This window comes from Paenibacillus marchantiae (assembly GCF_028771845.1).
Classification (GTDB): Bacteria; Bacillota; Bacilli; order Paenibacillales; family Paenibacillaceae; genus Paenibacillus; species Paenibacillus marchantiae.
Map to the genome: position 1 here is coordinate 631,286 of NZ_CP118270.1, position 21,001 is coordinate 652,286.

Consider the following 21,001-nt stretch of genomic DNA (forward strand, 5'->3'; position numbering starts at 1 on the left):
GCCCCTCCGTTCCTGTTTTTTTATACAAGGTAGCTTGTGCCAGAGCGCGCAGAATTATGTGGTCTTTTTATAAAATATCCAATGGCATCTTCATTTCAGACAACAAAAAAGGCCTCTGTATGAATTACAGAGACCTTTGGGGTTTCATCAAAAGTTTGCATCAAATCTTCATTCACTTAATTGATACTCTTGTCCACTTCTTTAATCATTTCCTGAATGGATTCCAAACCACCGCCGGACAAGTACCAGTAATCTGGGTCAAGATAAACAATGTGTCCGTCTTTATAAGCATTCGTATTTTTGACCAAATCATTCTCGACCACCTGTTTGGCAGGCGTTGCCTCACCACTGCCTGCAACCACTGCACTCCGATCTACCACGAACAGATAATCCGGATTTTTCTCCATAACATATTCGAATGAAACGCTTTGTCCATGGGTCGACACTTCAATATTTGCATCTGCCGGAGTAAAACCGAACACATCATGAATGATACCAAATCGGGAACCTGCACCATAAGCACTCAATTTGCCTTCGGTCGTCAGAACAACCAGTGCATTCTTTCCAGCAGCCGTTACTTTATCATTTAAAGCTTTAACAGAGGTATCAATGGATGCCAGTGCCTCTTCTGCTTCTTTTTCTTTACCAAAGATCTCTCCAAGCGTCTTCACATTCGAAGTCAGGGAGTTCATATAATCTTCTGTATCTACCGCCATATAAATGGTCGGTGCAATCTTGCTAAGCTCTTCATAGGAGTCTTGCAGTCGTCCTGAGATGATAATCAGGTCAGGCTTCAAAGCATTTACTTTCTCAAAATCAGCCTCTTTCAAACCGCCAACATTGGCGTACTTTGCATCGTTATACTTTTCCAGATAAGAAGGAACTCCCTCCTGAGGTACACCGGCAACCTCTACCCCAAGCTGATCCAATGTATCCAGCACACCATAGTCGAATACAACCACTTTCTCCGGATTCTTCTTCACTGTTGTTTCGCCAAGTTTATGTTTAATAACGATTTCATCATTGGACTGATCTGCTGCTGCATTCGCTTCTGATCCTGTGCCACTGCTGGCACCTGTATTTTCTGCTGTTTTACTTCCACCGCAAGCTGCCAGAACAACCGACAACACCACAAGCAACGTAAACAACCAACCCTTTTTCATAAATAGACACCTCTCGCTCTCTCTATATTGGTTTAACTTTTTCAAGCAAAATACACACAAATCTTACGCCCATCAATCCATTGCACAGGGATGTGCATGTCATAGACTTTCTGCAATACATCTGTATTAATGATGTCTTCCGTCTTACCTTCCTGCACGACACGCCCATCTTTGAGTGCAACGATATAGTCTGAATAACAGGAGGCAAAATTGATGTCATGAATGACAATAACAATCGTCTTGCCCAATTCATCCACCATTTTGCGAAGCACCTTCATAATCTGCACCGAATGTTTCATGTCCAAATTATTCAAGGGTTCATCAAGGAGAATATACTCGGTATTCTGCGCGATAACCATGGCAATGTAAGCCCGCTGTCGCTGTCCACCACTTAGCTCATCCAAATACTTTTTGCGGAATGGAGCCAGCTCCATATAATCGATGGCTTCCTGAATCCACTGCCGATCCTCTGCTGTAAGTCTTCCTTGTGAATAAGGAAAACGGCCAAAAGCAACCAAATCCTCCACAGTCAACCTGATATTTATGTGATTGGATTGTTTGAGAACTGATATTTTTTTGGACAGATCCTTGTTCTTCCAGCCTTCAATCTCTTGCCCTTCGATCAGGACTTGTCCTGTATCCTTGCTGATTAGCCTGGTGATCATGGATAACAGTGTGCTTTTGCCTGCACCATTGGGACCAATGAATGAAGTGATTTTCCCTTTGGCAATATTCAGTGATACGTCATCCACTACCCGGACGCCGCCGTATTGTTTGGTTACATTTCTGACTTCTACCACGACTTATTCTCCTTTAGCAGTAAATAGATGAAGTACACACCGCCTACAAAATTGATAATGACACTTACTGTAGTAGCAAAAGTAAATACTCGCTCTACAATGAGCTGTCCACCGACCAATGAAACCACGGCTATAATGACTGAACCCCAGATCAGCACTTTATGACGATGTGATCGGAATATCTGATGCGCCAGATTCACGACCAGCAGTCCCAGGAACATGATTGGGCCGACCAGCGCTGTGGAGATCGACACCAGAACCATCACAACCAGCAGCAACCTTTTCACGATGTATTGATAGTCCACGCCAAGATTAACCGCGTGATCTTTGCCGAGGGATAGTACGTCGAGATATTTGGTAAACCTCTGTGCATACAGCAGGATCAAAATAATGGCCACCATTGAGATGATCAGCAAATCCGTATTCACATTGTTAAAACTCGCAAACATCTTGCCCTGCAGCACAAGGAACTCATTGGGATCAATCAGCACCTCCATGAAGGAGGACATGCTCTGAAACAGCGTACCCAGAATAAGGCCAACGAGCAGCAGCAAATAGATATTGCGCCCCCGTTCTCTACGGAACATGAACTGATGCAGGAGTAGAGCAAACAGACTCATTAACAGAACAGATACCGCAAAGTTAAGATTTTTGTTCACAAAGCTGATATGCGTGCTCCCAAACACAAATACGGCAAAGGTCTGAAACAACATATACAGGGAGTCGAGCCCCATAATGCCAGGTGTAAGAATTCGGTTGTTGGTTATCGTTTGGAAGATGGCAGTGGAATACGCGATGCAGGCACCTGTGAGCACAATGGCAAGAATCTTTTTCCCTCTGCGAGGCAGAATATAATCCCAGTTGCCCCCGGATTGAATGACCAGAAATACACCAATTAACAACACTGCCGCTGCAATCAAAATGCCAAACTTCCAGGTATTCGCCGTATACTTCATTCTCATGATTCATAAGCCTTTCTTCGAAGCAATAAATACAGAAACAGCACGCTACCTACAACTCCCACAGTCAAACTGATGGAGAGCTGATAAGGATAAATAATCAATTGACCCAAAATATCGCAGACCAGAACAAAAATCGCACCGAGCACTGCCGTATGAGGCAATGTATCCCGCAAGTTGTCACCCTTATACAACGTCACAATATTTGGTACTACAAGACCCAGAAACGGGATTGTACCTACGGTAATAATGACGACGGCTGAAACCATGGCAACCAGAATCAGTCCGAGATTAACCACTTTACGATAAGCCAGTCCAAGGTTGGTTGAGAAATCTTCACCCATGCCCGCAAGTGTAAAGCGATTAGCGAACAGATATACGATAATAAGCAACGGAATACTGATATAGATCAGTTCATAACGTCCCTTCATAATCGTGGAGAAGTCACCTTGCAGCCAGGACGACATGTTCTGGATCAAATCGTTTTTGTAAGCAAAAAAGGTCGTGACTGAACTTACAATATTGCCAAACATCAAACCAAGGAGAGCAATGTATATCGTATCCTTGAATTTGACTTTCTCCAGTATCCGCATAAAAATTAGCGTTCCAGCCAGTGCGAAGGCAAAAGCGACCAACATTTTTTGCAGTGGAGAAGCACCGGGAAACCACATCAAAGTAACGAGGATACCCAATCGGGCTGAGTCCATTGTTCCGGCCGTTGTCGGAGAAACAAATCGGTTGCGTGTCAGCTGCTGCATGATCAGTCCAATGACACTCATACTGATACCTGCGACAAGGATGCTGATTAGACGGGGAAAACGACTGACTTGTAACACCTGAAGCTGGACTGGGGTCAAATGAAATATATCCATGGGCGAAATGTCTGAATTGCCAATAAACAAGTATACGATAGACAAAAAAGCCAGCACGATCAACATATAGCCTAACTTCATCTCTCTACTAATCCCCTCACCAATAGCCGTAAAACACTTGTAGCTGCTCTACTTAGTTCGATTTGATATTGATACTCATTATCAATTAGAGTAATTATATCGATATTAATTTCTTCATGTCAACCTTCCTCTGCTTCTCTTTTTCTAAATTTCATAAAACAACCTGAAACACATATAATTTAAGTTTAATTGTATATAAGGAAAAAGACCTTCCAATTGGAAGGCCTTTTTAATGATTCAGTTAGTCGGCAAAATAATCTTCAGGAACATAGCGGATCTCAGATTCCGCATATATCGTCAATGTATGGCTTTCTCCATCATACTGCACCCGGTCTCCCTGAACGTAATACCAGTGCTTCACCAAGGGCTGATCTTTACGCTGTACAAATCGAAACACATTGAGCTCCTGTCTAAGCTCCATAATGCTATCTACCACCTGTTGTTCCAGACCCGTAACGGTAAAAACAAACCCAGTGCCTTCTCTTTGATAGCGATAGGACATCGAATCTGTTTTGCTGTTCACTAACCCTCGCCCTGTCACTGCATGCTTAACCATGAACCATTCCTGCTGCGTCATAAACGTAATTCCTCCTTTGATCTTGGAGTTTCAATCCATTTCGGTAATCTAGGGCAGATCGATCAACATATAGAAAGCGTCCTCGCTTGCATCCAGGTTCATGGATGTCGTCTGTTCCACACGAGCCGTATCCCCTTCATTTAGCTGATACTCTCCGTTCAAGCCAAGCTTTCCTTCAATGGCAAAAATGTACATGCGGCGATCTGCAGCCTGTTCATATGTTAAAGTCTGACCTGCAGCCAATCGGCCAAGATAGATGGTCATATCCTGTTGAATGGATGCGATACGCGCCCCACCTTCAGGGGATACCACGGGTACGAGTGCTCCCGCGAGTGCGTCTGGATCAAAAGAAGTTGTCTCATAAGACGGCTCAAGCCCTTTCGTATGTGGCATGAACCAAAGCTGTAATATACGCACTTCTTCAGAATCGGAGGCATTGTGTTCGGTATGGATCATGCCACTGCCTGCTGACATGCGCTGAATTCCACCAAATGATGTAACAGCCACATTGCCCAGGTTATCTTCATGACGCAACTTCCCGTTCAGCACGATGGACACAATCTCCATATCACTATGCGGGTGTGCCCCGAAACCACGACCAGGGGCAATTACATCATCGTTAGCTACCCGCATGGGTCCAAACGCAGTATTCTCCGGGTCCTGGTATTCACCAAAGGAAAAGCTGTGATTGCCGCGCAGCCAGCCCCGGTCGAAGCTGGAACGGGAATCGGATGGAATGACGTTAATCATAAAGACATCCTCCTATATGTTCTCTTATTTTTTCTTAGTAGCATACTTATTCTCATTGTACCAAATCGATGGGCTTGTCGTCCAAAACAAAAAGCCTTTTCCCGGTTCGAATGGTTCACACGTATAATTACGCGTATTCCGAACTAGCGAGAAAAGGCTTCTATACAGGATATACCTGCTTGAATGAAATTGTTAGTCCATCCCTACTCGATGGTGATATACCCGTTATGCACTCACATTCTGCCGAGCGTTCCCTTGTCTAGAGAAGAAATGATCCACCGCCAGGAAACGGCTGCCTGTGAAGAGTAGTGTCAATGAACCCGCCAGCAGCAGGTAATCAAACTCGGTACCACTCATGAACGGCTGCCCTACTTTGGCAGTAAGCAGAACCCCACCCATAACTACGATGAACAATGCAGCAAATACACGTGTTCCTAACCCCAGAATCATGGCTGCACCACCCACCAATTCAATGATCGCCACAACCGATGCCAGAAAACCAGGAATGCCGATACTTTCAAAGAAACCGACTGTACCGCTAATTCCACCTTCGAATTTGCTCCAACCATGTAATACAAAGATGAGACCAATCATGATCCTTGAGAAAAATAACCCTATCTCCACACTTCTATTCATATTCATCTTCCTCCTTGGAGTTTAAGTTCAACGTTAAATTTCAACCAATTGACCAAACAAACAAGACAGACAGCAGCAGGATCACTGTGGCAGAAATGAATACCGCATAGCGGGGAAGCGTCAGCGTAACATCCTGTTCCGGGTCTAATAGACGGGAAATACGTACATTCACCGAAGTATCGGCAAAAGACGATTGAATAGCTGTCTCTCTAATCCTCCAAGGTTCAGGGCAAGCCCGGATCAGTTTGAGCAATGCACTGCCAATGCCCGCGGCGTTCCCCGTACGTTCAATCGCTTCATTGTCAGCCAGAATTTCTCGAATGATATTGTAATGTTTTGAAGTATGCTTCAACACCGGAATATAAGGCATCATGACGGCAAATACCGAAAGCAATGTCGTCTTGAGTGGATCACGATGCCACAGATGATGCACCTCATGGTACACAACTGCTCTTTCTTCTTCAGCATCCAGCATCGTGAGCAGCCCTGTGGAAAGCACTATACAGGGTTTCCACAGACCAATCGTAAATGCAACCGGTGACGGCTTGTCCACCACAATGAATCGAGGTTGTTTCAGATGACGGTACCGCGCCTCAAGTTTACGAGACATGGCCCCGTCTTCCAACGACCGAAGCTTCCGTACCGCTGCACTTGTCTTGATCATGCGATCGAACAGCAGCCAGCCTGTACCGGCAAACGTCAGGAGCACCAGTGCCATAAGAACATGCCCCATGGATAACCAACCCAGCCTGCTCATCCAGTGATTACATAGCCAGAGCAGATTAAACGGAATGTCCCAGCCAAATATTTTGTACATCGCGTACATGAACATCTGCATGAACACGAATAACGGAATGCCAAACCCGACAGTAAACAACAGCTTCGAGCGGGCCTTCCACATGTCAATCGCTATCCTTTTTCCATTGCTTAATCTTCTGCTCCAGCCGCTCAATCAACCCTGCATCTGCTTCATCCAGCGCATCCAGCATGTGATTCACAGCAAGTGCCCCGAATTCATCCACCAACTCATGTGACAATTCCTTGGATTGGTCGTTCATAAACTCCTCCCTGCTCTGTACCGGGTGGTACAGTGACGTTCGGCCCTTCTGCGACTTGTGGAGCAGCTCCTTGTCCACGAGGCGATTCATCACCGTCATGACTGTATTGAAATTAACGTCTTTATCTTTTTCTAGTGCGGTTTGTACTTCGCGAATGCTGCTGCCTGGACGCGCCCATAAAATGTCCATAATCTTCGCCTCCAGCGGACCGAAAAACCGGTTCAGCCCACGCTCACCCACTTTAAAATTGTGTATTCTCATGTTCAGACACCCCTCACACTACTCATTGTAGTGCCAAAAAACGAGAAGTCAACCTCTATGTCAGCTATTTATTGTAAATGATTTGTAAATATGTTTTCCATTTCAGAACATCATTTTGATGCACAAGTTCGGTTTATAGCTGAAAAAAGCCTAAAGACCGGGCAGGTCTGCTATTCTGCAGTCCTGCCCGGTCTAATTCATAAATCGATTATTCATTTCTGAAATAATGATGAAATCAGTGCTTTTATTTAATTGCGATCCTGTGAGGGCATAAATGCGGAGATATCCACACCAAGTCCATGAGCCAAACGACCACCGAGCTGTCCATCTGCCTGGAAGAAATGGCATAAAGCACGAAGCTGGGTCTGTTCCGGTACTGCCTTCAGGTCATTGATCAGGTTATCGAGCAAATGTTGCTGCTCCACCGCCGTGAATGAACGGAACAACTCCCCTGACTGCGTATAGTTATCGGTCTTCTCAATTTTCTCGCGCGTAACATGACCCTCTAACGGAACCTGGCTGTCACGGTATTCCGGTGCTTCTTCCGGGCTGTTGCCCGAGCTGTTCGGTTCATAATTTACCGGGGACGGGTCCTGACTCACATTCATCAATCCATCACGCTGATGATTGCGAACCGGAGCATAAGGGCAGTTCACCGGAATCTGCAAATAGTTCGGTCCGAGCCGGTGGCGCTGTGTATCCGGATAAGAGAACAGACGACCTTGCAGCAATTTATCTTCGGAAGGCTCAATTCCAGGCACCAAAGCGCTTGGTGAAAAGGCTGCTTGCTCCACTTCTGCGAAGAAGTTTTGTGGATTACGGTTCAATGTCATGGTTCCGATCGTCTGGAACGGTAGTACATCTTCCGGCCAAGTCTTGGTTGGGTCGAGCGGATCGAAGGCGAAATCATCCATCTGCTCCGGCTTCAGCAACTGTACCTGCAGCTTCCACTGCGGGTATTGACCGTTTTTGATATGATCGTGTAAATCTCGGGTGGCATGGTTGAAATCCTGTCCTTGTACCTCAGCTGCCTCTTGACGTGAGAAGCCTCGCACGCCTTGAGCCGATTCCCACTTGTATTTCACATAATGGACTTGCCCTTGAGCATTAATCCATTTGAAGGCGTGTACGCCGAATCCATCCATTTCACGGTAACTTGCTGGCGTACCCAGATCGGAAAACAACCAAGTCATCATATGAGTCGACTCCGGTGACAGTGTCATGAAGTCCCAGTAGCGTGCAGGGTCCTGGATATTCGTATCCGGCGCAGGCTTCAGGGAATGAACCATATCCGGGAACTTCATGGCATCACGGATGAAAAAGACGGGCAAATGGTTACCCACAATATCATAGTTCCCTTCACGCGTGTAGAACTTCACGGCAAAACCACGTGGATCACGCGCTGTCTCCGGTGAACCCGTACCGTGAATTACCGTGGAGAACCGCACCAGTACATCCGTCTCTGTGCCCGGGTCTTGTAAGAAATCGGCTGTCGTATAAGCCTTCATGCTCTTCTCCAGCGTAAACACGCCATGTGCACCCGCACCTCTTGCATGAACGACCCGTTCCGGAATACGTTCACGGTCAAAGTGTGCGATCTTCTCAAGAAGATGATAATCCTCAAGTAATGTGGGACCTCTTCTTCCTGCGGTACGGGAGTTTTGGTTGTCACCTACGGGTGCGCCCTGATTGGTTGTCATGCGTTCTGTCATATCGTTATCCTCCTCATGTTGGTCTCATGCCTGCTGTATATACTCTATTAAAATCATATTCGCCATCGCTTTAAATATACATTTAGACTTGATCTAACTGTTAAATTGATTCTAACATGTCCCACTCGCCCCTTGCATGAGGTTCGTATGAGATTAAGATGAGTTTCTTGTTCGTTTCATGAATGAAATATGAACATCAACTTGGAGTAAGATGAGCATTGATCCATTCCGATTGCTTGATCTACTCTCTCTAGTGGATATACCCGCATACGAGTGACATGAACAGCGCAATGTGTCCACACAAAAAAAAAGCGGACTAATCCGCCAGGCGGTAGCCCACTCCTCTTACCGTTACTATATATTGAGGCGAAGCCGCGTTATCGCCAAGTTTTTTGCGCAAGCTTTTGATATGAACATCCACCACATTGCTTCCACCCGTAAAATCAGTCTCCCAAATATCGCTGAGCATCTCCTCACGGGAAATCACTGCACCTTTGGCATCAATCAGCTTCAGCAGCAGATCATACTCTGTCTTGGTCAGGTGAATGCGGTCATTGTTCCGGTGCACACTCATCCGCTCACGATCCAGCCATAGATCCTTGAAAGCGATGCGTTGGCCTTCCTGAGGTAGAAATCCACGTTTCGGTGCTGCAGGACTGTTGCCGATCATGCGTTGCACACGATACAACGCTTCCTGCGGACGGGCTGGCCAGACCAGTAATTCCTCCTGAAGCATCGGGCCACTGGCACTGCCAATCATCTTCTCCCCCACCAGATACAGACAGGGTGTTGCATGTTCCGCTTCACGATTCAATCGGCTGCTGATACCGGCAAAAGCATCAATGGTTCCAGCAACAGACAGGTCATAGATCAACAGATCAAATACAAGCCGTTCATGCAAATCAGGCTCCCAGCGGTGGAACACCAGCACATCGAAGCAGCTATCCGTAAGTGCCTTAACCAGCTCATGTACTTGCCCTGGCATAGGACTAATCAGAATGACCCGTCTCGTAACCGGGCAATTATCCACAAGGGGAGTTGGATCCGCAAGGGCAGGCTTGACCCGGAGCGGCAAACGACGACCGGACAGGTTGATTTTTACTTGACCCGTTTGTTTCTGCATTCCGCGCAGACACCTCCAAAGACCACATGAGCGTGATCAATCGCATACCCGGTTTCCTCCACGACTTGCTTCATCCATTGCGGAGGAACCTCCGTCATGACTTCATCCACCTTGCCACATACTTCACACATAATATGTTGATGATCGTCCATGCGGGCATCATAACGACTGGCCGTCTCGCCTAACTTGAGTTCTCGAATCAACTCTTTATCCGTTAAATATCGGAGCGAATTATATACCGTACCATAAGCCAAATTATAACCTTGCTCCACCAGACGGTTCATCACTTCTGCTGCCGTTGGATGGTCTTCGGAATGACGGACTACATCGTAAACAGCTTGACGCTGTATCGTCAGATTTAGAGTTCTCACCAGCAATTCTCCTTTATTAACCCATTCAATAGTATATAAGATGACACAGCAATCTACTGATTGCTATGATTCCCTGAAACATCAAAATCATTTTTGATTTAGATTAAGTATAAATCTCATTGCACAATGAAGTCAATATCCGACTATTTTATTCATGAATACTTATAGCCAAGCCTCTTCTAAGCATCCGTTGCTCTCATTTGGGATAATATGGTTCGCTACTATACTGCTTTTCAGCTAAAATATAGTAATGTGCGCTAAAGGGGGGATGCTTGTTGCTAAGCACGTTTTTCGTCAATCTCTGTGTCATGATCACGTTCATGTATGTGTCCGGAATCATAGCCAAATTCTATCGTATCCGCGTGCCCTTTCCCTCGATGCGTGTTCAGATGATCGGTGGTCTGCTGTTCGGGATCTATGGAACGGTACTGATGAATTATTCCTTTCCTTTAAATGAAACTACCATTGTGGATTTGCGTCATTTGGCTATCGTCACAGCAGCCGTATATTTAGGAGGACTGGCTTCGGTCATCTCGGGACTTGTCATTTCCATCCTGCGTATTGTCATGTTTGGAATGTCATCCGCTGCCATCGATGCAGCATTCGTCATGACGATTATCGGACTATCCGGTGTATATTTTGCCTATGCTCCCTGGTCGAGATTAACCAAAATTATTACCATGAACCTGCTGGGTATGACGCTGATCTTTGTGATCCTGATGCTGAATACAACCAGCATGAACTCATTAATGAAAGTATATCCTTTACAGATGACCATTTCTTTTGTCGGTGGAATCTTTATTTATTTCATCGCAGAATTCATTAATAAATCGAATGAGATGTTGTTCCTGCTCGAACGAAAAGCAACCACCGACCATCTTACCAATCTCAGTAATCGCAGACAATTTGAGAAATCACTTGAGTTGGAACTGGAACGGGCTCGTGAGTACAAGCAAAAACTATCCCTGTTGGTCATCGACATCGATCGTTTCAAAAAAGTAAATGATACTTTCGGTCATACTTCAGGTGATGCGGTTCTGAAACAACTCGGACAATTGCTCATTGAGCATACCCGCTCAGCGGATATCGTCTCTCGAAACGGAGGCGAGGAATTCGCTATACTATTGCTCGATTGTGGTCATCACCAAGCCATGGCCATTGCCGAGTCCATCAGACAATCGGTCGAGAAGTACCATTTTGCGCTGCCTGATGGCAATACGATCCGGCTGACCATCTCCATAGGGGTCGCTGTTTTTCCGGATCACTGCGACGACCGGGATGATAACGATTTCTTTGAACAGGCAGACCGTGCATTATATGAAGCCAAGAATACGGGCAGGAACCGCGTATGTGCCATTCCGCTGCGTTCCAGGTCGCTCTCCGGCGGCCAAAGCCCATTCTAATCTCAAACCAAAAAAGGGATGTCCTCATAGCCTATCAGGCTAGCCAGGACATCCCTTTCTTATCTCAACATTTTGCAGCATTCGAATCAACTCGCGTACGGGTAAAAAGCAACCTGTGAGGTTGAGTTCGCCTTAAGCTAAGATTTGTTCGATTTCTTCAACGATGGCAGCATCCAGCTTCACACCGGAAGCGGCAGCGTTCTCTTTCACCTGCTCAGGGCGACTTGCCCCTACAAGCGCACTGGACACGTTATTTTGACGCAGAATCCACGCCAGAGCCAATTGACCAACCTTCAAGTCCAGCTTTTCCGCCACTTCAATCAACTGACGAACCTTGCCAATCCGGTCAGCATTAATTTTCCCTTCATCCCATCCCAGCTTCGCTGCCCGGCTGTTCTCGGGAATATCGGACACCGAAGTGTATTTCCCGGTCAACAATCCTTGTGCAAGCGGGGAGTAGACGACTTGTCCAATACCTTTGCGCTCACCCAAAGGGATGATTTCACTTTCGATGTAACGGTCAAACATGTTGTATACCGGCTGGTTCACCACGATATGATCCAGCAACAGGCGGTCAGCGGTACCCAGCGCAGCTTCCATCTGTGCCGCGGTCCATTGACTAACACCTACGTAGAGCACCTTGCCCTGACGCACCAGATCGTCAAGTGCTCGCAGTGTCTCTTCAATCGGTGTTTCGGTATGATAGCGATGGCAATAATATATGTCTACATAATCAACACCTAGCCGTTGCAAGCTGGCTTCGCATTGTTCCTTAATATGTTTACGTGATAACCCTTGGTCATTTGGACCGTCACCCATTTTGCCAAAAACCTTGGTTGCAAGGACATAGGAATCGCGGGAATACGCTTTCAACGTCTGCCCCAGCAGTTCTTCTGCTGCACCCCGCTCGTACACATTGGCTGTATCGAAAAAGTTGATGCCTTCATCGAATGCGGCTTCAATTGATTTCACCGCGTTTTCACGTTCCACATATCCTCCGTATGTCAGCCAGCTACCCAGGCTAATCTCGCTTACTTTCAGTCCGCTTCCACCTAATCTACGGTATTCCATTGAATGCACATCCTCCTCTAAACTGATTAATGATGAAGTTCCCTTTCTATTGTATCGTATTCGGCTCGGATTAAAAGGGCTTTGGAGAAGAATTTGGGATATAGATAGGGATGAATATGAAAAGCTCCGCTAAAGAGCGGAGCCACGACACGCGTCAAATATTACCCAGTCACCACATTTTAATGAATGGGCACTAGTTAATCTTAGTTAGCTGTTACGTTAAATTGTTCCCATGCTCCGCCCACAGCGTTACGATTGGCAGACAGCACGCCTCCGTTATTCAGATCCGCACTGACATATTTACCGTTCGCCACGGATTTGAAGGCCACCAATCCCCCACCCAGATCTTCACGGGTAAACTTCTCCCATGTGGATGGGTACGTGGCCGAGGCGATCAAACGCCCGCCATTATTCAGATCTGCTTGCACATATTTGATGTTGCTCATCGACAGGAAGGATACCGTACCATCCGAATTCTGGATGATTTTGAACCGCTCCCAATGTCCGGCAGTATCCCGATTGGCTACCAGTGCATCTGCACCGCCATTCTCTGCGCTAACAAATGTGCCGTTGGCATTGGCTTTCAGGCTGGACCATGTCTCTGTAAAAGGAGCCGTTCCCGTATGTTTTTTGACCACATTCTGGAACGAAGTATTAGAGGCAAAGTTCGCCGTTGTGAACTTGCTCCATTTGGAAGCAATTGTTGCCGCGCTGTCCGTATTCAGGTTCGGTGCCGGGTTGTTGTTGTTATTGTAATAGCCCCAAGTTCCGCCGCCTTTGACCTTATAACTCCAGTTCGTCCATGAAGCATTCAGTGCATTCAGACCAGACAGCCACTTCTCGGTCAGATCATCCTGACCAAACGAGAACTCGCCCGCTAACACCGGAACGTTCCAATTCTTCTGATAGGACGCCATATCCTTCAGCCAGCGATCCATCTCCGAATTGGTCAGATCCCAGTTGTTATAATCCGTGAATTGATAATGGTGCGTCTGATACATCACATTCGTCCAGCCATAAGTCGTTGGTGGTGAAGCTGCCCACCAGTCGAAGAATGCTGCGATGATGATCATGTGATCGGCATCCTTGGCACGGACGGCTTTGTACATCCGGTCATAGAAATCCATCTTTTGCTTGATTTGAGCTGCATTTTCACCCGTTCCCATGGTTACCAGAGGTTCATTGAGCAGGTCGTACGCGGCAACAGTTGGATTACCTTTGTAACGTGTCGCCATCCGTTCCCAGATCTGAATAGTCCAGTTCTGGTATGTAGAATTAGTCCACAGTTGGTTGGAATTCTCCTGACCGCAGGAATGCCATGGACAGGCGGCTCCCGGTGCACCGTGCAGATCGAGAATGACATACAGGTTCCGTTTGCCCGCTTCATCAATCAGCCAATCCAGTTTGCGGAACGTAACCGAATCAGGCTTCATGACACCGCTGGTGTTCATAAAATCCTCCCAATAGATCGGCACACGCACAACGTTCATGCCCCAGTTCTTGATGTTATCCAGATCACCAACCTGAATCCAGTTGTCCTGATATCCATTGATCAGGCTCTGTGCACCCGATTCCCCAAAACGATTCGTCAACGTGCGACGCAGCGTGTATTCATCTACCGCCCCGGAGGGCGTCATCCATTCTTCCTGCAGCAGCCAACCACCCAAATTTGTTCCACGCAGATTTACCACGTTGCCTGTACCCGAACTATTGCGGACAACCGTTCCGTTAGCCTTCAGGAAATCCCCTGATCCAAAAGCCGCACTGGCCTTCGGTGAACCTACGGCCGAAGCCAGCAGTCCCAGCAGCAGACAGCTGCACAATAGCATAATAGTGCTCTTCTTCAACATGTTGACGCCTCCCTTAAATGGTCATATCTTGAGGTATGACTGAACCAGGATGCAGCACTCACGACAGGTAACGGTAATGCTATATAAACAGCGGGTGTACGAGGGGGACAATCCATGGATGTCCGCTATTTATCACAACTGGAGTTAGTGAAATCGATTACATTTTATTGAATATTAAACCCTTTATTCCTCCACTATCCCAATTATTGTTTCAATCGGTTATAACTTGTAATCGTTTTCAATTGGAATTATAATGAATTTGAATTAATTGTCAATCACTTATTTGGAGTTGTGAAGAATATGGATGTCAAAATCATTGATGTAGCTGCCATTGCAGGTGTGTCCCCGGCAACCGTATCGCGGGTCATTAATCAGCACAGCAAAGTAAGCACCAAGACCAAAGATAAGGTGATGCGCGCCATCGAGCAATTGGGATATCACCCCAACGCAGCAGCCAAGAATCTTCGTTCACAGAGAACCATGACAATTGGCGTAATCGTTCCCGATATTAACAACTCCTATTATGCCGAAATTATTAAAGGCATTGAGAACATCGCCTATGCCCGCCATTACAAGGTCATTATATGTGATGCTCATAACCTGAAAGAGAGAGAAGTCGATTATCTTAATTTGCTGCTGGATCGAACCATTGACGGTGTCATCATTATCACGCCCATGCTGGCGGATGAGGAATTATTCCAGCTTGCGGATAAGGGGTATCGCATTGGCATCGTTGGCAAATATATCGAACATGATCAGATCCCGTGTATATATACGGACAACGTGAAATTCTCCCAGGAAGTTGTTCAGCATCTCGTTGAGGCCGGACATCGAAATATCGTTTTCTTAAACGGTTATCCTGAAGCAATTGACAGCTATGAACGGCTAGAAGGTTACTTGAAGGCCCTGCGCAATCATCAGATTCCGTTCCGTCCCGAACTGATCGAGAATGGGAACTTCAATGAGGAAGGTGGGTACGAGGCCATCAAAAGACTGTTTAACAAAGGCCTGTCCTTCTCCGCTGTATATGCGGCTAATGATGAAATGGCGCTAGGTGTATACAAAGCATGTATGGAATACGGGATACGCATCCCTGAGCAATTGGCTATCGTAGGTGTGGACAACAATCGAATCAGCAAATACATTCATCCTACGCTAAGTTCGGTGAACCAGCCCAAGTATACGATGGGGGCCATTCTTATGGAGAAGATGATTGACACGATGAATACAAATGATTTTCAGGACAAACGTGTATTTAAAGTCGACTCGGAGCTGCTTGTTCGAGCTTCCTCTTCCTTCAAAATAACAACATAAAGCGCACCCGTAACAGGTGCGCCAGTTTAATATATGTTCACATATTCTTAATGCACAATGATGCTTAACGCATTCAACAAATCAGCCTGCTTCACCGGCTTGGTCAGGACCGCATCGAAGACTTCCGCTTCATGTGGATCGATATGCATGCCATACGGGATCAGAACAATGACCGGTGAATCTGTAACCAAGCGCTTCAGCTTGTGTACAAAATCCACAGCACCGCCCTCCAACAGTCCCATATCCACAACGGCCACATCAGGCTTAAAGCCCTCCTGAATCCAGTCGTACGCTTCGGTGGTAACTGAGGTCATATGCACATCCATCTCCCATCTGCGCATCAGGGAAGAGGCCCCTTGCAGAATGTCAGGGTCCTTCGCAAGCAGCACCTTTTTGCCCTTCAGTCGATGCTGAATATTGGCAAGCTGAGGCAGTTCCCAATGTCTGCGGAGCGGCAGGCAGATCTCGAATTCTGTCTCCTTGTCTCCCATGCCATGCACCTGAATACGGCCGTTCATTAGGATGGCAAGATTCTGGCTGACCGCCAAACCGAGATTGGTTCCTACCAGCTTCTGTGTACTTATATTTCCATCCAAATTGTTAAATGATCTAAGCTTATTGTCCGAAGACAACATACGTCCGGTGTACTTCACATGGAGTTGAAGCGTACCCGCCTCCTCTGCATCTCCACCAGCTACGGTTGCCGTAACCAATACCGAACCTGTCCGTGTTGAATCTAGAGCATACTGAATGACATGGGCCAATAGTTGCCCGATCTTGATCTCATCCCCGACGAAAACCTGGGACACATTCAGATCAAGGTTCAATCCCAGCTCAATGTTCTTGCTCAGCGCCAGTCCTGCATAGAGATAAACGGTATTCTCAATCGTGGCTACCAGATCAAATGGATCATCGTGTACAACCGTTTTGCCTGCGTCATTGACGTTAAAACTCATCATATTATTCAGCAGGGAGAGCAGAATGTTACCGCTGGTTTCAATCATATTCACATATTCTGCCTGCTCGTCCGACATATCTGGTGTACGCATCAGATCCGTTAATCCCAGAATGCCGTTCAGCGGATTACGTATTTCGTGGCTCATCAGCGACAGCATCTGCGTCTTGGTCATTGCCTCAGACTCCGCACGTTCCTTCTCTGCCTGCAACTGCTCTTGTAGTTGCTCCGAATCACTCAACTTCTGTTCCTGAACTTGCAGCGTATCTTCCAGATCCACAACATATCCGAGAAAAACGGCCATGGCTTGCAGTGTTTTCATATCCGTTTCACTGATCACATAATCAGGGTCATCCATCAGACAGATCGTGCCGAACGTTTCCCCGGATCTCCTCATAATGGGAATCCCCACAAAGAAACGATTGCCCAGTCCGCTTGTTACGTCCATTGATTTCGTAAGGGGATGTTCACATGTATCCGTGATGATCAGACTGCTGCCCTTATCTCTTAAGACCAGGCTGCAATATGACGCTTCAAATGGAAGTTCACTACCTTTGGCGATCAACTCTTCCTCGCGGTTAAAAGCTTCCATAATAACATTCGTCACGCCATCATTCGTGGCAACGAAAATGGTGTTCACCTTTAATATACCGCTTAATACATCTACAATATGGGATGCGGCTTCCTGTATATTTTCATAGAAGCCCCTTGTAATGCCTAACGTTCCCATGATTCACCCCTCTTGTTTTAGCTGCACTTCAAATCCGTATCCCACAGTATGATTCAATCGATTAACGAGGGATCAAATGTTCCAAAACAGCTGTCACAAACTATTCATATATGAAGTTTTCTATCCTTTTTTCAAGCATCGTCAACTGAACTTGCACGGTAAATAGAAATTATACGCTTACCCTCCAGCTTTGAAAACATTTATCATTCAGGGCTATAAATCATGACAGTTGATCAGCCTCTCCCATGTGATCATTATCACACCTAAATAACAATATATAGTTTATAAATGGATAAAGAAACTCTACATGTAGTGTTCAATGAATGGACATTATCCCTATACAATTTCAATTTCATTATTTAGGAGGAACTGATATGAACATGCTTGAGTATGCCTCTCCACCGGCATCTGATCTTCTATCTGACCTGGGAAGACGAATTATTGGTGCTGAAGATGCCGATACGCTGAGGGAGAATGCCAATCTGAACGGAGACTCGTTCAGCGGCAAGATGAGCAGGCTCGGTTCGGAGACCGCCAAGTGGCATGCTCTGCGTCATGTGCTGCCTAAGGAACTCGCTCTAGCTGTGGAGAACGGCGATCTGTATGTACACGATCTGGATCAGTATGCCCTTGGAACGACCAACTGTATCTTTATTCCGTTTGACCGACTGCTGGCCTCCGGATTCAATACCGGCAACGGTTCGGTTCGTACACCACAGACAATCATGTCTGCCATGGCACTGGTGGCCATTATTTTTCAATCCCAGCAAAACAGCCAGTACGGCGGTGTATCCGCCAATAAAATCGACTGGGATCTCGCACCTTATGTGAAGCGTTCGTTCCGTAAGCATTATCGGAAGGGGCAACGGCTGTTTGGGGAGATTGCCCCAATTGAGGATGAGCAACTGCATCTGGATAGCGATGAAGCAAAGGAGAAGTGTCCTCGAGCCTTTGCCTTTGCCTGTGAAGAAACGGAACTGGAGACCGAACAGGCTGCCGAATCTCTGATCCATAATTTGAACACCATGAGCAGTCGTGCTGGGGGACAGATTCCGTTCACTTCGCTGAACTACGGGCTGTGCACTTCAGCCGAAGGTCGACTCGTGTCCCGGTCGTTGCTGGAAGCGACCATTCGTGGACTCGGTAATGGAGAAACGCCCGTGTTCCCACAACATATTTTCCAGTGCAAGCAAGGAATTAACCAAGCTCAGAAAGATCCGAATTACGACTTGTTCCGGCTTGCTGTGACCTGCTCCTCACGGCGCATGTATCCGAACTTTGTCAATGTGGATGCTTCCTTCAACCTGCCCTATTATCAACCGGAAGATCCCGATACGATCATTGCGACGATGGGATGCCGGACACGCACACTGGCTGATCGCTTCGGACGCAATCGTCAGAGCGGCAAAGGCAATCTGTCCTTTAACACCATCAATCTGGTCAAGCTCGGCATTCGATATGGGATCTGCCAGGGAGCAAGAGCCATCGCTGACCGGGCTGGCTTCTATACGGCGCTGGAATCGGTCATGCACAATGCTACGGATGGACTGCTGCACCGGTATCGAATTCAGATGAACCAGCCTGCCAAAGCATCGGACTTCATGATGCGGGAAGGAGTATGGGAAGGTGGTGAACAATTGGCTCCGACTGAACCGGTCGCCGATCTGTTGAAACATGGTACGTTATCCCTTGGTTTTATCGGACTTGCTGAATGTATGACCGCTCTATATGGCCGTCACCATGGACAAGACCTCCATGTACATCGAGAAGCCTTGAATATCATTCATACGATGAGAGAATTCTGTGACCGGATGAGTGAGCAGCATAACCTGAATATCACCTTGTTCGCTACGCCCGCCGAGGGACTGTCCGGCAAATTCACCAAGATTGATCGTGAGCGATACGGCAGCATCGCGGGGGTCAATGACCGGGAATACTACACCAATTCATTTCACATTCCGGTCTATCATTCCCTTCCTGCCTATCGCAAGATTGAATTGGAAGCTCCCTTCCACTCACTATGTAATGCCGGAGCGATCTCTTATGTCGAACTCGACGGGAACGTAAGGGCCAATACCGCCGCTTTCCAACGAATCGTGCAATACGCGCTGGCCCAGGACATCGGGTATTTCTCCATTAATCATCCGATTGACCGCTGTCCGTCCTGTGGCTATGAGGGCGTTATTGGAGATGTATGTCCCGGATGTGAGGCTCATGAAAACCACGTGCATTTCCAGCGGCTGCGCCGGGTGACGGGATATCTGACCGGTGACTATAAAGTGCGCTTCAATGGGGCGAAGCAGGCCGAAGTGAGAGACCGGGTGAAACATCGGTGAATCTGTATGGTTACATTCCGGAATCGGTGAATGAGGGGCCTGGCCTGCGTGCCGTGTTGTTCATCAGCGGATGCCGTCATGCCTGTCCGGGCTGCTTTAGCCCCGGCTCATGGAACTTCCGTGCAGGCGAACCATTTACGGAGGAGCGGCAGCAGCAGATTTTGCATGAGGTAACCTCTCATCCCTTGCTGGAAGGGGTAACGTTATGCGGAGGTGATCCTTTTTTCTCTGCGGCAGAATGCGCATCCTGGGTTCGGCAGCTTCGGGCTGCACGACCTGATCTGACTGTATGGGCATACACGGGGTTTGTGTATGAGGAATTGATTACAGACCCGTCACGGGCGGAGTTATCCCAGCTATGCGACGTCATTATCGATGGGCCTTATATCGCAGCTGAACGTGATGTGTCTCTTCCTTTTCGTGGCAGTCGTAATCAGCGCATCGTTAATGTGGGTGCAACAATGGCAGGCCGGACAATCGTTACCATGCAGTTAGATGCATGGTAACGATTTTTTTATTTGAGGGGGATCAAGCACAGCGTGGGCGATGATATGGTTCATTTTAAGGAGTCAAATCTGCCAATATATCTAGGATTCATAGAGCAATATTTTATTTCCGATCGGATTAATGATATATGTTGCAAGCCCTTAGGTTATCGTCTATGATTGGTAGCATAAGAGCAAGTATACGACGATTGCATCATGATACAATCTATCATCTATGCTTGGTCGCCAATTTCATAGCCAGAGATGTGTACGCACATTTCTGCACACGGAAACAGGTGCCTACCGCGCTACATGCGTGGTCAGGCTTAAAAGGGAAGCACGGTGTAAATCCGTCGCGGTCCCGCCACTGTATACGGGGAGTCTGTGCATATAATCCACTGGTGTAACCACCGGGAAGGAATGCATATGACCATGATCCGCAAGCCAGGAGACCTGCCTGTTTCGACAGCATCGCATGACCTACGGAAGATAGG

The 21,001-nt window shown here is 47.0% G+C and carries 19 protein-coding genes and 1 riboswitch; of the genes, 4 read left to right on the forward strand and 15 right to left on the reverse strand.

From position 1 onward, the window contains the following. Positions 1-176 precede the first annotated feature (176 nt). From PTQ21_RS02950 to PTQ21_RS03005, 12 genes are all read right to left on the reverse strand, one after another. Positions 177-1,163 (reverse strand): siderophore ABC transporter substrate-binding protein, encoded by a 987-nt coding sequence (locus PTQ21_RS02950; RefSeq protein ID WP_274568764.1) that lies wholly within the window; start codon positions 1,161-1,163, stop codon positions 177-179. Positions 1,164-1,204: 41 nt separating this feature from the next. Next, the gene (locus PTQ21_RS02955; RefSeq protein ID WP_063567230.1) at positions 1,205-1,963 is read right to left on the reverse strand and encodes an iron ABC transporter ATP-binding protein; all 759 of its coding nucleotides are present in this window, start codon (positions 1,961-1,963) and stop codon (positions 1,205-1,207) included. Continuing rightward, entirely contained in the window at positions 1,957-2,925 is a 969-nt protein-coding gene (locus PTQ21_RS02960; RefSeq protein ID WP_269453530.1) for an iron chelate uptake ABC transporter family permease subunit, read from the reverse strand. Before PTQ21_RS02960 ends, PTQ21_RS02955 begins: the two co-directional genes overlap by 7 nt. Next, a complete protein-coding gene (locus PTQ21_RS02965) occupies positions 2,922-3,875 on the reverse strand; it encodes an ABC transporter permease (RefSeq protein WP_076287502.1) in 954 nt (317 codons plus the stop codon). Before PTQ21_RS02965 ends, PTQ21_RS02960 begins: the two co-directional genes overlap by 4 nt. Before the next feature lie 241 nt (positions 3,876-4,116). Then, positions 4,117-4,452, reverse strand: coding sequence for a hypothetical protein (locus PTQ21_RS02970; protein ID WP_063567228.1), 336 nt, complete (start codon positions 4,450-4,452; stop codon positions 4,117-4,119). Between the two features lie 48 nt (positions 4,453-4,500). After that, positions 4,501-5,202: a pirin family protein gene (locus PTQ21_RS02975; protein ID WP_063567227.1), complete on the reverse strand. Its 702-nt coding sequence runs from the start codon at positions 5,200-5,202 to the stop codon at positions 4,501-4,503. 225 nt (positions 5,203-5,427) lie between these two features. Beyond that, positions 5,428-5,838 carry a DoxX family protein gene (locus tag PTQ21_RS02980; RefSeq protein WP_063567226.1) on the reverse strand — a complete coding sequence of 137 codons (411 nt, stop codon included), beginning with the start codon at positions 5,836-5,838 and terminating at the stop codon, positions 5,428-5,430. 40 nt (positions 5,839-5,878) lie between these two features. Beyond that, entirely contained in the window at positions 5,879-6,739 is an 861-nt protein-coding gene (locus tag PTQ21_RS02985; protein WP_090809010.1) for a M56 family metallopeptidase, read from the reverse strand. A gap of 1 nt (position 6,740) precedes the next feature. Further along, a complete protein-coding gene (locus tag PTQ21_RS02990) occupies positions 6,741-7,157 on the reverse strand; it encodes a BlaI/MecI/CopY family transcriptional regulator (protein WP_063567224.1) in 417 nt (138 codons plus the stop codon). Positions 7,158-7,405: 248 nt separating this feature from the next. Beyond that, complete coding sequence (locus tag PTQ21_RS02995) at positions 7,406-8,869, reverse strand: catalase (RefSeq protein WP_063567223.1); 1,464 nt, start codon at positions 8,867-8,869, stop codon at positions 7,406-7,408. Between the two features lie 316 nt (positions 8,870-9,185). After that, positions 9,186-9,992, reverse strand: a complete 807-nt coding sequence (locus PTQ21_RS03000) for a winged helix-turn-helix transcriptional regulator (RefSeq protein ID WP_072733680.1) — start codon at positions 9,990-9,992, stop codon at positions 9,186-9,188. Continuing rightward, positions 9,968-10,363, reverse strand: a complete 396-nt coding sequence (locus PTQ21_RS03005; protein ID WP_274568769.1) for a Fur family transcriptional regulator — start codon at positions 10,361-10,363, stop codon at positions 9,968-9,970. The genes PTQ21_RS03000 and PTQ21_RS03005 overlap by 25 nt, the downstream gene beginning before the upstream one ends. 275 nt (positions 10,364-10,638) lie before the next feature. Between PTQ21_RS03005 and PTQ21_RS03010 the strand changes: the two genes are divergently transcribed. Beyond that, on the forward strand, positions 10,639-11,766 hold the full coding sequence (locus tag PTQ21_RS03010; RefSeq protein ID WP_072733681.1) for a GGDEF domain-containing protein: 1,128 nt from the start codon (positions 10,639-10,641) through the stop codon (positions 11,764-11,766). A gap of 132 nt (positions 11,767-11,898) precedes the next feature. On the opposite strand, the gene PTQ21_RS03015 is transcribed toward PTQ21_RS03010, so the two are convergent. Both PTQ21_RS03015 and PTQ21_RS03020 read right to left on the reverse strand, forming a co-directional pair. Beyond that, positions 11,899-12,837: an aldo/keto reductase family protein gene (locus PTQ21_RS03015; protein ID WP_072733682.1), complete on the reverse strand. Its 939-nt coding sequence runs from the start codon at positions 12,835-12,837 to the stop codon at positions 11,899-11,901. A 203-nt stretch (positions 12,838-13,040) separates the two neighbouring features. Next, positions 13,041-14,687 carry a cellulase family glycosylhydrolase gene (locus PTQ21_RS03020; protein WP_274568770.1) on the reverse strand — a complete coding sequence of 549 codons (1,647 nt, stop codon included), beginning with the start codon at positions 14,685-14,687 and terminating at the stop codon, positions 13,041-13,043. 300 nt (positions 14,688-14,987) lie between these two features. On the opposite strand from PTQ21_RS03020, the gene PTQ21_RS03025 reads away from it, so the two are divergent. Next, positions 14,988-16,001: a LacI family DNA-binding transcriptional regulator gene (locus PTQ21_RS03025; RefSeq protein WP_063567218.1), complete on the forward strand. Its 1,014-nt coding sequence runs from the start codon at positions 14,988-14,990 to the stop codon at positions 15,999-16,001. Positions 16,002-16,048: 47 nt separating this feature from the next. On the opposite strand, the gene PTQ21_RS03030 is transcribed toward PTQ21_RS03025, so the two are convergent. Then, a complete protein-coding gene (locus PTQ21_RS03030; protein WP_063567217.1) occupies positions 16,049-17,686 on the reverse strand; it encodes a hybrid sensor histidine kinase/response regulator in 1,638 nt (545 codons plus the stop codon). A gap of 374 nt (positions 17,687-18,060) precedes the next feature. On the opposite strand from PTQ21_RS03030, the gene PTQ21_RS03035 reads away from it, so the two are divergent. Together PTQ21_RS03035 and nrdG are read left to right on the forward strand one after the other, a co-directional pair. Further along, complete coding sequence (locus PTQ21_RS03035) at positions 18,061-20,022, forward strand: anaerobic ribonucleoside triphosphate reductase (RefSeq protein WP_274568771.1); 1,962 nt, start codon at positions 18,061-18,063, stop codon at positions 20,020-20,022. Continuing rightward, positions 20,019-20,528, forward strand: coding sequence for an anaerobic ribonucleoside-triphosphate reductase activating protein (gene nrdG / locus PTQ21_RS03040; protein WP_063567215.1), 510 nt, complete (start codon positions 20,019-20,021; stop codon positions 20,526-20,528). The genes PTQ21_RS03035 and nrdG overlap by 4 nt, the downstream gene beginning before the upstream one ends. Positions 20,529-20,784: 256 nt before the next feature. Continuing rightward, a riboswitch (cobalamin riboswitch) is annotated at positions 20,785-20,982 on the forward strand. Positions 20,983-21,001: the final 19 nt, after the last annotated feature.